Source organism: Vibrio sp. B183, from assembly GCF_000740665.1.
Lineage (GTDB): Bacteria > Pseudomonadota > Gammaproteobacteria > Enterobacterales > Vibrionaceae > Vibrio > Vibrio coralliilyticus.
On the sequence record NZ_JPQB01000011.1, the window covers coordinates 1 to 13,675 of the forward strand.

Sequence of the window (13,675 nt, forward strand, 5' to 3'; positions counted from 1 at the left end):
CAATGAATACTGAACATTACATTAGTAATGTTTGAATTGACTGTGCTGAATCCGAAGATTCAATGGTCACTTCGTATCATTGAAACCTAAATTGTTTCCGAAGAAACTATTTGGATTATCATCAACGAGTGCCCACACAGATTGATAGGTTTATATTGTTAAAGAGCTTTTCTAATTTCCGTTGCGCTTTAGCGCCTCGTCGTTAGGGGTGCGTATCTTACGCTTCCCATTTTAAGAGTCAAGCGTTTTATTTAACTTTCTTTCCTCTTTCAATTCCGATTTCGGTTTGTGACTTTCGTCTCACTCCTTGTCGGTGAGGCGGCATTATAGGGAGCTTAGAAAGGATGACAAGTGTTTTTTTGAATTTATTTTTCATTCGGTTAAAAACAAATCAAAACGCCGGAAATAGAATAAAATTTCAACATTTGAGTCACGTCACATCAATAGGTTGGAAAAACAACAACCATATACGTAAGATCCGTGTGTCTATTTTGTTAATACCTAGGCACTTTTTTCTTAAACTACGAAGTTGTATTCAAATATGAGTTCTAATAAATCGACCTTAATGATTCTCGCCTTAGCGGTTTTAGGTGGAATCATCTTTTCGCAGGTTGCTATTTCTCCTGCGCTCAGCTTTGTTATCGGTGTTTTTGCTTCTGCTTTTGTTTTTAAATTTTCAAACACCACAACTGAGCCAGCAACCGTTAATGAACCCGCGACCAAGACCCTTTATGTCGGCAACCTTCCTTACAAAGCAAATGAATCCCATGTGAAGGAATTGTTTGCTAAGCATGGTGAAGTCTTTGCCGTCCGCCTGATGAAAGATAAACGCACAGGTAAAAGACGAGGATTTGGTTTTGTTGTCATGGCAGCGACGGATGCTGCTGGTGCTATAGAAGGACTAAATGAAAAGGATTATATGCAGCGTACATTAAAGGTACGTATCGCTAATGATCCAAAATCTCAAGCTGAACAGGACTAAAGCCTAAGTTTTGTAATGCTCTATTCAGCGCTCCTTCTGCATAAGGGGGAGCCGTTGAAAAAATTTCCCTCAGACCTTTTCCTTCTTTCTCATCCTCAAGGTTCAACAATTGTTGTACTCGACGAGCAATCGCCTCACCAGAGTCCACCAGCACAACCTGTTCACTCAGCACCGACTGTATTTCTTCTTTGATAAGGGGAAAGTGTGTGCACCCTAATACGGCAACATCGACTTTACCAATCATGGGAGATAGTACTGCCGTTAGTTCTTGAGTTGAGACCGGGGTACCACGAAGTTTTTCTTCTGCCATGTCGACCAGTCGAGTAGAGCCTAACAGCTCAACGGGTTTACTTTGCGAGAAGTCACGAATCAATTCCTGAGTGTACTGACGTGTCACCGTCGCAGGGGTTGCTATCAGACCAACCGCTTTATTCGCTAAATTAGATGCTGGTTTAATAGCAGGTACTACACCGACAACAGGAATAGGAAGCAAAGTTCTCAGTGAAGGCAATACAATAGTGCTTGCGGTATTACATGCAATCACAACCAAATCCACTTGGTGATCAGCGACATACTGCGAAACCAATGCTTCCACGCGAGAAACTAAAGTTTCATGATCCAACTCACCGTAGGGATAGGCTGCGTTATCAAAAAGGTATACATAATCAAGTTGAGGGAGCTTTTTTTCTATCTCTTGGAAAACAGAAAGCCCGCCGACCCCAGAGTCAAAAATTAGTACTTTTGATTGTAGTGACACTTGATATACCCACACATTTCGATGTGGCAATCATACTCACACAAATCAGTTTGGCAATATCTTCGCTTGGTAACGTTGATGAGAGAAACGCTCTCCGACGTCACGAGTCGTTAAACTCAACTCAATCTTGCCTTGATAGCTACGGGTTTGAGTGACTAGCGTATGAAACTCGCCGTCTTCACCGCATGGGTCCACACCACTCGGTAGAGAATCAATGAATGCTCGGTCATACCATCGCCCGCAATACTCAGGGTCAAGTGCTTGGCCATCCGTTGTCACAACCAGGGTTTTAATCCCTCGCTCTAAGATCTCATCCGCAAGGTCTTGACTGTGTTGTCCAATGAGAGGAAAAACACACTCCCAACCAGCAGGTTCAATATAGCTGCGGCGATAGGCCTCAATACCATTGCAGAACATGTCACCAAAGGCCACGGTCTGAATATCGAGATCGCTGCTCTTTAGTGCATCAATGATGACCGACTGATAGACGTCATTAGGTGGAAATGTTTTCGGCAGTTTGATCTTTATTAGAGGTAACCCAAGTAAGGCCGCTTGCATGTCGAGCACTTCAACAGGAGTGGCTTGGAATGGGACTTCATCTTTTACGTAAGTGGTGTAAAGACCAACAACATTGTAGTGTTCACTATCGACTAGCCTTTCTAGAGTGAGGGTCGAATCCTTTCCGCTCGACCAACTGATAATGACGTTCTTTTTCATTGTTACTGCCTATAGATAAGAAAAAAACCGCCCGAAGGCGGTTTAGTTAATTAGAATTGGTATGACGCACTTAGATAGTAACTACGTTCCGGTGTTAAGTATTCTTTCGCTGTTTGGTAATCTTCATCCAACAAATTGTTAACTTTTCCTGACAGGGTGATATTCGACGTCACATAGTAGTTTGTGGATAGATTCCATAATGAGTAAGCTTCTAACTTGTTATTGTTACTATAATCATCATAACGATCACCTTGGTACACCATGCTTAAAGATAGATCCCACGAGTCTTGGGTAAATGTACCAATCCAAGATGCCGTTTCTTTTGCTCTTCGAGCCAGCTGCTTTCCTTCAGAATCTTCAGGGTCCATATAAGCAAGGCCAACAGTATGGTAAATAGGACCAGTATCAAAGCTACCTTCAAACTCAATACCGGAAATGTCAGCATCAGTATTTGTTGGTGCCCAGTTTAAGTGCTCATAGTAAATGATCATATCTTCCAATTTAGAAACGTAAGCACTCAATCTCCAATCAATCAGTTCAAACTGACCAATTAAGCCAATCTCAGATGAAGCAGACTCTTCAACTTTCAGATTTGGATTGCCTGAAGTTGGATCGTATAAATCATAAAAAGAAGGAGCTTTAAACGCTGTCCCATAGCTGCCATATACCCTCAATTTTTCATTGAAATCATATGCAATAGCAGCAGACCAAGTTGTGAAGTTATCAAAGCTAGTATCATCGTCGAATCTTACACTACCATCTAACGTAAACTGGCCAAGTTCTTTAGTTGAGGTGATGAATACGCCCGTATTCGTTCTGTCTTTTTTTACATAGTCAACTGTACCACTAGAAACATCTTCATTTACCACATCTAAACCGGCATTAACTTTGAAGCCATCTTCAACGAAAAACGAATTCAGCCAATTTAGAGATGTACGATTCGTCTTATAGGTTGATACGTGCTCACGTTCACTTACAGGATAGGAAGTACTTTCTTGGATAGATTTCGAAAAGCTAAGGCGGCTAGACATAGCATTATTACTATATAATGCACCACCACTTACTTGGAAGAACTCTGCATCTCGTTCATTTAGAGTTGTAGCAAATGAACTATTGCTACCATTGAATTCAGATAAACTATCGCTGTAGAACACATCTAGATTCAACTGAACCTTAGAAGAAAGTTCATGAAAAAGTGAAGCAGTAAAATCTTTCGACTCTCCTCCGTATTCACCACCAATGTCTTTTGATGTACCTTCCTTAATGTTATAGCCGTCCGTCTCTTTGTAATTTACAAAAAACGTCCCATAAGTTTTTTCATTTATTTGTCCACGGGATTGCCATGAAGTCTGATAATAACTATCACTCCCCATACTCGTTTTAATTTGATGTAGTGAGTCACCAGCCTGATGGGTGATGAAGTTGATAACACCACCAATAGCGTCGGCACCGTATACTGCAGCACGAGGTCCACGAATAATTTCAATTCTCTCGATGATCTCAACAGGCAATAAAGAAAGGTCAAAGCCACCTTGAGATGCGCTATTTACTTTTACTCCATTCAAAAGAATGAGCGAATGTTTACTTTCAGAGCCCCGAATGAAAATAGACGTCGAATGAAAGGAGTCTCCACTCTCCCCAAGCTGAACGCCAGGAACGTACTTAAAAACTTCTGTTAAAGATTTAGCTTGAAGAGTGTCTATTTCTTCTCGTGTAATCGTAGTAACCGAAGCTAAGACACTTGCTTCAGACTGCTCAAATCGACTTGCCGTGACTACCATAGTCTCATCAGCTGAGGCTTCTTGGGCGTATGAAAGGGAGGCGTGAGGAAGTAGCGATGCCACTGCTATCGCCAGAATAGAACGGTTCATTTTTATAATCCTAAATCGCGTAAATCCTACCGAGCTTGGAGCACTTGCTTCCAGTGATTTGCTCAGCTGCTGGCAGGTATTCGGACTCAAGAGCTCAGTTTGCACCACCTACTAACTCGACTTCCCACATAGTCCTCTATGCAGTGTCTGTTGAGTGTTCGTTCTCTTTTACCGCTGCGCGTCACAGACTTACAGTTGGGAAAGAATACGTTTAAAAAATAGATTAGATAAGGATAAAGCCTTTAATAATGGGAGCTAGTGCGTCTAAAACTGAAAATATCTGCCCAATCCGTATCACTGTCTAAATTTTTCACATTCTCTTATGGTCTGTCTAACTTTTTATTCAATTAGACCATTGAGAATCATGAGATTCGCGTTCTTACTTTCCCTGCAACATAGACGGACAGAAAACCTAAACCTGCCAAAAAAATCGATTTTAATCAAAACCAACTTGATTACCAGTTTAATCTATTGAAATTAAATAAAGTTGTTTATGAAATTTATTAATAGTAACTATTCAGGGGGCAATTGGAGATAAAATTAGAAATCGGGAATTAGTACCACTCATAACTCTTAAGCGATGATTATAAATAATATAAGTGCTATCAATGGAGAAAATATGGCGACCTTATAGTAACCAAGCCATTTACCTGTCGACTTAAAATGTTTGTTTAAGCGACTCTTCATTGCTGTAATTTCAGTATTTAACTCATCTGGGTACTCAGCTTCTTTTCCATCAATAGAGCTAAATACAAGATCTTTAGCTTTCTCCAATGATTCATACTTATTCTTTTGACTTTTAAGCAATCCGTACATAAGCAGAATCGTAACAATAACTCCGATTACTAGCAGGACAAAAACTAGTGCGTCTAACTGACCCTTTTGCATAATTGCGGCTAATGCCATAACAGAGGCTGGGACGGAAAAAAGCTTAAAAACAATGTCACTAGTCAGATTAGTTAATTTTTCAGATAGCTCAATTTCAGCTTCAGCAACTTCTTTTTTAGCCTTATGAAACGAAAAACCACTTAAGTAAGTAGACAGATTATTCTGATATAAAGCAACGAATGCTCCCCAAGAATCAATCAATTTGTTAAAGGCTTCATCTGGGGCATAACCTCCACCTAAAAATTCATGCAATGAAGCATAAAAAACACTCAGTTTATCACTGTAGTGCATATTCAATTCGGATTCGGCTGAAGTCAACTCATTCAAAAGAGAGAAATTAATGTCTTTCGATAGTAAATTTTCAGAAATACTTACACTTAAAACTATAGGTGTTCGATGTTCACCTGAGAGATAAACTAAAGTCCGAGAATCACCCATTTTTTCATCATGATAATGAGCTAAGTTTTCAAGTTTAGCTACACTTCTAATTAGTAATTTCAGCCGGCTAAAAATATCATCGTCATCAGATTCTATTGAGTTAGATGAATAATATAAATCTTCATCGAATAAATAAAATTCAGGCAATTCAACATCTTCAGAATAAGAAAATGTAAAGTTATCAAGAAAAGCATTTAAGTTTTGGTAAAATTGAGATTCATTAGTTCTAGGCGTTCGAAAAGTTAACTCAATTTCTTGGTCTATATAATCATTAAAATTGACTGAATTTCCATCAATATCACTACCATTTATCTCACGCAGGTATTCACATTGCTCAAGAATTTCAGCTATACCCTCAGTAACATGAACAGAGCAACTAAACACAGGCCGATTAAAGCTATGCTGAGATGCTGCTCTGCGTAACTGAACTAAAGGATAAAAAGACACTGGTTGCTACCCATTAATTTGCTGATTTAGTTTATCAATCAGATCTTGTGGAAGATCCTTGATTATAACTTTAGCTCCATCGAAGTAAACCCTTGCACTGGGATTACCACCTATATCTTCCTTATCAAATTCTAGGTGTAAATCGTCACCTTTGTAGACTAAATGAGTCATTGTTTTGAGTTTTGTCTTATTAACAGGGAACTCAGGTGGAACACCACTTTCTTCGCGGTTTAAATATGTAACAAACTCATCAGCATATCTATCAGCCTGCTCTTCATCATCGGTAGGAAAAAAACGTCGGGCGATTCCTTCGATATCAGGTAAAGTTGCTGGTTCATTAGATTCAGCTTTTTGTTCCAGATATACAGTCAACGCTCTTTTTAAGTTTGGAGCATGCGCTTTCAAATCTTCTTTAGACTCGAAAAAACCAACACTTTCATCAACAGCCGCTTGAGTTGCTTTTGCTGAAGGTGCACCAGCTTTACATCCCATCGCCTGAATGAAATATCCAGCTGCTGACTGACTTGTTTGTGGACTAACAAAACTTAAATACGTAGAGTCCTGACGTTCAATATCATCAGCGTTTTGATAGGCGCTGTATTTAGAAAAATTAATTTTAATTGCTTGATGAAGCTTACTTAAATCAATGTATTCAAGATCTTCCACACCGAGTGTATCGGAGAATGCGAATCCTGACTTTTGCTTGATCATCGCAGCTAAATAGAATCTAACTCCATCACTCTCATAATCCGAAAATAAGATATGTCCACCAGTAGCGAATGCAACCCCAGTAGCTTCTCGAAATAACTCCTGCATGACTGACTTTGATAGAACCATGAAGTCTTCATCACTAACATCTTCTAGTTCTGAGTATTCATAAAATGAATCGGGTACACTTCCAGAGGCCTCATCGTCCCGAAAAACACCATATCTGGCACTGTTATTCTTTCTTCCATAAATATTAACAACGCCAGCAATTACATTCTGTACACTCTCATTATCTACAGGTAGAAGGGATTGTCGGTAATGCAATGGTTGAGGTTCTTCATTTTTTTCTTTTATCAATTCATGCACAACAGCTCGATGAATAGTGATTGCCATGTAAAGTCCTTGAAGATAATTATAAATATGCAATCGTCTTACTATATAAAAGCCACACGAGAGAGTAAATGAGACCCGCTTACATTTTTTGCACTTTACACATAAAAACAAAGATTAAGAATTGCCTACTTTTTCATAACTTTCCCTGAAGTATTATCCATCCGGTACTGTGAGATCGTTCCGTCCAAAATGTGTTTTATTACTTCAACTACTGTCGCCAGTGGTACATTAAACCACTCTCTAGGCTTGTAGCTCTGTCCATCATGTCCTTTGAGGGTGATATTCAGTCGCTGGTATCCTAAGAAACCATGAACTAAAGTCTCTAGCTTATGAGCATCTATGTTGTAGCATTCGGTTATCATTACTACGCGAACAGGCGCTTCCAAAAACGTACGATCTTTCTCTGCATGTTTAATACGGTCTTCTACACTACCTTCGGTGAACCCAATTTTGTAAAGGTTCGACTTATAGGTTGCTAGAACACTATCTGAACTCTTAGTAGCAAGCACATATACCAACCCGGTAGGAACTGGGTTACTGTCAGGCTCAAGCAATGCTCCCTCACGATTAACTTTACATCCATGATCGTCACGAACTAATCCGTGTGTCAAAGACTGAAACAGCATATGTAGCTCTGTGCCATTTTCGAAGACCAAATGCAGCCTCGCATTGTAGCTACTGTAACCTTCCAGTCTTTCTCCAGCAGAATGAACATACCCCATCAAGCCATTAAGAATAAAAAAATCACCAACCTGTATTTTTAGCTCATGGCGAAAACGATCAAGTGACGCAGCGCCTGCTTTGAGTTCTTTTTGGACTATTTCAAAAATAGGAGCATATCGAGAAAAATCCGCACATGGCTGACGTTTGGCAATTTCTTCCGGTTGCGATTTTTTTTCTGCAGGAACATGGCGAATAGTGAAAATGTCAGGGGCATCAAACTCTAGCAGATCATCATCATCGTCAAAGATATCATCCAAAGACGTAACTAATTCAGACTTATCTATTTCAGATGAGGGTGTTGATTCTTGAACTTCGTAGGTTGAAGAGCCGACAGATTCAATTGATGGTATATATGATGACTCATCAGCTAACAGGCCATAAGAATCAAACTCTTTTAAAGATTCTCTCTGTTCACCGTTTGATTTAAAGGCTTTTAAACGCCTGGCCAAACGCTTTTCATCGAATGAATCCGCATCACTAGCTGGTATCCGTCCATTCTTTTCAAAGAATGTTGTAATTTCCTCAAATTGGCTCGCGATTAGGTTACCAGCAGGTGCTTTTGCCTTTAAAGGAGCTACATCAAGTAGCCCCAAGTCATCATCTTCAGAAAAAATATCATCTAAGTATCGCTTTGGCGTTTTCTTAGAAGAACGTAAACAAATCACACCTTATCCCTCTTGTTTTGCCATTCTCTGTTGCTTCATCTTGCGAATATAAGCAAGCACCTCCGCATAACGGACTTCAATAGGATCAGATGCAGTTAATGATGGTTCTCGTTGATGTTCTTTACTGAAAGCTTTAATTCTAGGCCATAGCATCACAGCTTCTTCTTCTGAGACTTTGGCTTGACTGGCTCTTACCGTCTCTTGAATCGTCTTCAACATTGCGGCATTTACAGACTTAGATAATATTTCATAAGCACCATGAAACGGGTTTACAGCATCTATCAAGTCAATATCTAAATTTTCAATGTTGACGAACTTATCACCCATCTTAATAAATTGCCGACTCGCACCAGAATCATTATTCCCAGGCTGATTATTTTTACCATGTCCTGATGTTGAGCCATCATCGATATCAGCATCATCTGGCAAATCTTTTTCATCGATAACACCACCATGTTGACCAATATACAGGCTCTGAAGAACCCCTGAGCGAACCTGCTCAATCTCATGCTCTTCCAAGTCTGGATATAAAGTTTGAATCACAGAAGGTAGCTCTATTTCATTGATAACTTCTGGCGGTGTTGTTTCGGTAATGACACCTTTTACAACAGGTTCTTTTGCCATTAATGCCGACAATATTTCGCCTTTATCACCATTTAAAATATCTAGAACTTTCTGGGATACTGGTGTAGCTGTGTCATCGATGATAAGAGTGTTGGCTGGTAACTCCCCTTGCCATTGAGAACGAGGTTTAAACTGAATACTTGGAGCCAAAATCTGCTCCATAAGTAACGATGTAGTAATCGCTTTAAGCATATTGTTAACCGATACCTTAACATCGTCGTCTTGCGCATCCGGTTGAGCGATTAGGTTCGTAAACTGGGCGTGTGTTTTACCTTTACAATCACGAGTTGCTCGACCAATGATCTGAACAATTTCGGTCATTGAACTACGATAGCCGATGGTTAGAACATGTTCACAGAACGGCCAGTCAAACCCTTCTTTTGCCATCCCCAAAGCGATAATGATGTCCATCTGTTCAGCAGACTCGATATCTCTTAAATGTGCTTGAACTTTAGGGCGCAGGTGAACGTTATCGTCAACTAAATTGGCAACCAACAGAGTTCGCCCTGTTTGCTTGCATTTTACTTGGTATATACCGGTATTGGGATCTTGCAGAATAACTTCGCCAAGCACTTCAAGAATTTGGTCGACTTCCATGTGCTTATCTTTGGTCGATTCGCCAGAATTCACGTTAGGAATATGAATGATGGTTTTTTTAGAAGGGTCAAGAATTGATGGCAAAGCCTCTACATAAGGGCCTTGATAAAAGTGATAGCCAATACCCAATGTTTTTAAATAGTTATAGCCATTTAACTGTTCATAGTAGGTGTATGTTACCTTAGTAAACTTTGCTTCATCTTCTGGCAATAAAATAGGTATTGTATCTCCACGGAAATACGAACCAGTCATCGCTAGAATGTGAGCAGAAGAGCCATTCATCAAGACATCGATAAGATTCCCTAATCGACTATTCTCATCTGCAGACACATGATGAAATTCATCTATAGCGACAAGACAATTATCGAAATCTGTCGGAGACAACTTGTCGAATACACTGCGCAATGTTGAGTGCGTACAAACCAATGTTTGTTCTTCGCTCTCCATGAAACGCTTAAATGCGTTCGTTTTGCCTGATTCACTACCGCTGATACATAGATTGTATTCTGGCTTAATCGTCCAATCAGAGAAGAATCCATATTCGGTCAAATTGGTATCTTTAAATGAACCGCCAATAGACATTTCAGGAACGGCGACAATCACTTTTCTCAGTCCCTGATGAATCAGTTTATCCAACCCTAAAAACATCAAAGCACGAGATTTCCCAGAGGCCGGAGGTGCTTTAATCAAAAGATACTGATTATCACGTTGGGCGAATGCCCGCGCCTGCATTTCACGCATCCCCATGTCGTTATGATGCGTACTTTGCCCAGTTTGTTTATAACTGACTTCCAAAATATTGTTATTCATTCCTTCAAACCTTTTGCCAACTAAATTGAACTTATTTTTCTTTTATAGCGACCAACTCTTCATAGCGAGCCAATAGGCAGCTTAAACGGTCAGCAGTATTTCTAAATGGTCTATCCTGATAAAGTTTATCAACCGCTTCATCTAATTCTTGATGAGCAATTTGTAATTCTGGCGGCATTTTTTCTGGGTCATACAACTCAGCTAAGGTTTTTCCAGGATAGTCCTCTCTTGAAAAGAGCACATTTTCAGCAAGCCTTTCAATTTGAGAACGCTGTTCTTCAGTAACTTCCGGCCACGGGAAAGAGTTATATACAACTGAAGCTGTATATCGATAATCACTTTTCAAACGCCCTGCGACGAGACGCATCCAATCGTTATGGATTATCGAAGTCAATATACCAAATTCAAAAAGCCCCCCGTCAGGAACAATGTAGTTTAGATTTGTAGATATTACATCAGAGTTAAAAAAACCGATTGGTATGTATTTTCGTCTTTCAGAAGATACACTTGGAATCAAAATAAAACTGTCCGGATTATTTAAATCCCTAAACTGATGTGGTCTTTGAGCAAGCTTTTGAGCTCCTTTGTCAGGGCTAGCAGTCCTCACTTCCTCAACCTTTTTTACCCGTTCAACTACATAAGGCATGGACTTTAATTCAGGTTCTTGGATATCAGCTAGCCAAAGACACCATCTTTCTTTTCCATTTAAGAACTCGGTAGCTCCCATTACTTTTTTTATCCATTGAGCAGCTTTAGGTTCTTTTTCTAGAAGGAGCTCATATTCTGAACGCTCTAAGAGTAAGTGACCGCCATCATTAGGTTTGTTACCAAACAATAATGGTGGAACATTATCGGACAATATTTTTCTGTGAGCCGATACCCAAGTATTATTACCTTCTGTCAAATAAGGACTAATATTCTTAACAGACTTACAATGCCATTCACCATCAATCATTTGGTAAAGAGAGCGACTTTTAGCTCTTCCAGATAAACCAACGATAACAACATGAACAGCAGCCTTATCACGTGCATTATTTGCCCATGTGAATGTCGGATAGGCAATTTGAATATGTAATCCCAATTTAAAAATTTGAGGCCACAATGTTCCAACTTGTTCACCCTGACATATTGAATTGGTTGATACTAGAGCCAATTCAGCTTTAGATGCTTCAATAAATTTTGCACCTTTCCAGAACCAACATGCTACGTAATCAAGTGTGCCGAGTGATTTAAAATCAGCAAACACTCGTTTCATATCTTCACGCTGTTCACTTGAACGACCAACAGTACCGTGAAATGGTGGGTTACCGATTACATAAACTTCGTCTTCCGATGTTTTAGGACAAACCTCTTTCCAGTTAAGTTTTAAACTGTTTCCACTAACAATCTTACCTGTTGCTTTTAATGGTAAAGCGGGTTCTGCAGGACCAATATGTTCTTCCCACTGCTTATTGATTTGGTGCTCTGCAAGCCAAAGTGAAAGGCGTGCAATCTCACAGGCAAAATCATCAAGCTCGATACCATAAAACTGATCCAGATGAATATTGCTCATGAAAAAACTTTGGTCGATTTTCATCAACGCTTTAATAACGTCAATTTCAAGGAGTCTGAGTTCTTTATAAGCAATGATCAGGAAGTTGCCAGAACCACATGCGGGGTCAAAGACCTTGATTTGGCTTAATCGAACAAGTAGACGTTTAAGACCATTTATACTGGAGCGTTGTTTTTCCAGTTCGGAGCGAAGTGAATCAAGAAACAGAGGCTGAATCACTTTCATAATATTACTGTAGGATGTGTAGTGCTGACCTAGGCGAGCTCGCTGATCGACATCAATCACAGCCTGAAACATGCTGCCGAAAATATCAGGGTTAATAGCACTCCAATCTTCCATCCCACATTCAATAAGAATACGGCGTCCTTTTTTACCTAACGTTGGTATCGGTTCGTCACTAGAGAACAAGCCACCGTTAACATATGGGAAATCAGTAAGATGTTTAGGTAGGTGCTGACGGAGATCGCTACCATCAGGACTATTCATTACTGAAAATAGATGATAAAGAAACTGGTCTAAATTATTTCCATCTTCTTCCGTACAACTTTTGATAGCAGAAGTAAATTGACCTTTTTGCTTGAAAATACCGGTATCTTCAGCAAATAAGCAAAACAATAACCGTGTAAGAAACACGTTTAGCGCATGAATATCTTCTGGTTTACTTAAGTGATTGTTCACACGGATTAAGTCGAACAGCTTACCCATTTTGACTGCAGCCTTTACATCTGCAGGCTTTTCGCTGTTCAAAATAGCCTTTTCTAAGCCAACTAGTGGCAGGAAGAAACTGTAGTTGCGATGCAGCACTTCAAAGTCAATATCCAACCGTTCACTGGTTGCCGTATCCCACGCAAGAAAACGTTCGAAATCGGTAGTCAGAATAAAGCGGATTTTGTTCTTAGCGATCGATGGATCGTCAATACGTTCATCCAATACGGCATCAATATCCTGACCTTCTTCTACTGGAAAATAATAAAGTTTATTCTTCAGCCCAACATGGCCTGGAATCTTAGCCACATTGCGAGCACCGCCCTGACGAACCTGAGTAATCGTTGCCTTGGGGAAATTAAAGGCTGTTAGGAATCCATATATAAATTCATTGGTATCTACTGATTCAACAAGAGATTCAAGTTGTTCAAAAATCTTTGCCTGATTGACGGCCATGCCTTTTCCTTTATGAAAGCTGCTAATCTGCAATTCAGTAGCAATCTTGTCTAACGGCAATCAATTCTTATCAAAGGAATTGATTTCCTTTTAAAAATGCTACCAATTATACATCAAGTCAGTTATGCAATCCCATGAGTCGTATCAGATAAACCGCTCATTGATACGTTCGCTCCCCCTCATGACTAGCTAATGACTTAAGTCTCTGTAGATATTGTTCAAACCTTTACACGAGAGGTTAATCAACCCTTTCTTATGTGTGTGGTGTTATATTGGTGATAATTATGGAGACGACTATTCGTTACTACCAAAAAATAGTCAGCAAAAAACCTGCCATAAGAT

At 39.6% G+C, this 13,675-nt stretch carries 9 protein-coding genes; 1 reads left to right on the plus strand and 8 read right to left on the minus strand.

Going from position 1 to position 13,675, the window contains the following annotated elements; genetic code table 11:
- The first annotated feature begins 541 nt into the window (after window positions 1–541).
- The gene (locus IX95_RS12510) at window positions 542–982 is read left to right on the plus strand and encodes an RNA recognition motif domain-containing protein (protein ID WP_029235943.1); all 441 of its coding nucleotides are present in this window, start codon (window positions 542–544) and stop codon (window positions 980–982) included.
- Here IX95_RS12510 and murI read toward each other — a convergent pair.
- The 8 genes from murI to IX95_RS12550 all read right to left on the minus strand — a co-directional run bounded on the left by murI (window position 948) and on the right by IX95_RS12550 (window position 13,333).
- The gene (gene murI, locus IX95_RS12515; RefSeq protein ID WP_038160558.1) at window positions 948–1,739 is read right to left on the minus strand and encodes a glutamate racemase; all 792 of its coding nucleotides are present in this window, start codon (window positions 1,737–1,739) and stop codon (window positions 948–950) included. The genes IX95_RS12510 and murI overlap by 35 nt on opposite strands.
- Before the next feature lie 45 nt (window positions 1,740–1,784).
- Window positions 1,785–2,456: an ATPase gene (locus tag IX95_RS12520; protein ID WP_038160561.1), complete on the minus strand. Its 672-nt coding sequence runs from the start codon at window positions 2,454–2,456 to the stop codon at window positions 1,785–1,787.
- Window positions 2,457–2,506: 50 nt separating this feature from the next.
- Window positions 2,507–4,327: a TonB-dependent receptor domain-containing protein gene (locus tag IX95_RS12525; protein WP_038160563.1), complete on the minus strand. Its 1,821-nt coding sequence runs from the start codon at window positions 4,325–4,327 to the stop codon at window positions 2,507–2,509.
- Between the two features lie 573 nt (window positions 4,328–4,900).
- Window positions 4,901–6,100: a hypothetical protein gene (locus IX95_RS12530; protein ID WP_038160565.1), complete on the minus strand. Its 1,200-nt coding sequence runs from the start codon at window positions 6,098–6,100 to the stop codon at window positions 4,901–4,903.
- A 6-nt stretch (window positions 6,101–6,106) separates the two neighbouring features.
- The gene (locus tag IX95_RS12535) at window positions 6,107–7,201 is read right to left on the minus strand and encodes a nucleoid-associated protein (RefSeq protein ID WP_038160567.1); all 1,095 of its coding nucleotides are present in this window, start codon (window positions 7,199–7,201) and stop codon (window positions 6,107–6,109) included.
- A 125-nt stretch (window positions 7,202–7,326) separates the two neighbouring features.
- The gene (locus tag IX95_RS12540; RefSeq protein ID WP_038160569.1) at window positions 7,327–8,589 is read right to left on the minus strand and encodes a GIY-YIG nuclease family protein; all 1,263 of its coding nucleotides are present in this window, start codon (window positions 8,587–8,589) and stop codon (window positions 7,327–7,329) included.
- 3 nt (window positions 8,590–8,592) lie between these two features.
- The gene (locus IX95_RS12545; protein ID WP_038160573.1) at window positions 8,593–10,620 is read right to left on the minus strand and encodes a DEAD/DEAH box helicase; all 2,028 of its coding nucleotides are present in this window, start codon (window positions 10,618–10,620) and stop codon (window positions 8,593–8,595) included.
- 31 nt (window positions 10,621–10,651) lie between these two features.
- A complete protein-coding gene (locus tag IX95_RS12550; protein ID WP_038160576.1) occupies window positions 10,652–13,333 on the minus strand; it encodes a class I SAM-dependent DNA methyltransferase in 2,682 nt (893 codons plus the stop codon).
- Window positions 13,334–13,675 lie beyond the last annotated feature (342 nt).

Coding starts and splice junctions, on each gene's coding strand:
- IX95_RS12545 (WP_038160573.1), bottom strand. CDS start 10,620: ATGAATAACAATATTTTGGAAGTCAGTTATAAACAAACTGGGCAAAGT.
- IX95_RS12535 (WP_038160567.1), bottom strand. CDS start 7,201: ATGGCAATCACTATTCATCGAGCTGTTGTGCATGAATTGATAAAAGAA.
- IX95_RS12525 (WP_038160563.1), bottom strand. CDS start 4,327: ATGAACCGTTCTATTCTGGCGATAGCAGTGGCATCGCTACTTCCTCAC.
- IX95_RS12550 (WP_038160576.1), bottom strand. CDS start 13,333: ATGGCCGTCAATCAGGCAAAGATTTTTGAACAACTTGAATCTCTTGTT.
- IX95_RS12510 (WP_029235943.1), top strand. CDS start 542: ATGAGTTCTAATAAATCGACCTTAATGATTCTCGCCTTAGCGGTTTTA.
- IX95_RS12520 (WP_038160561.1), bottom strand. CDS start 2,456: ATGAAAAAGAACGTCATTATCAGTTGGTCGAGCGGAAAGGATTCGACC.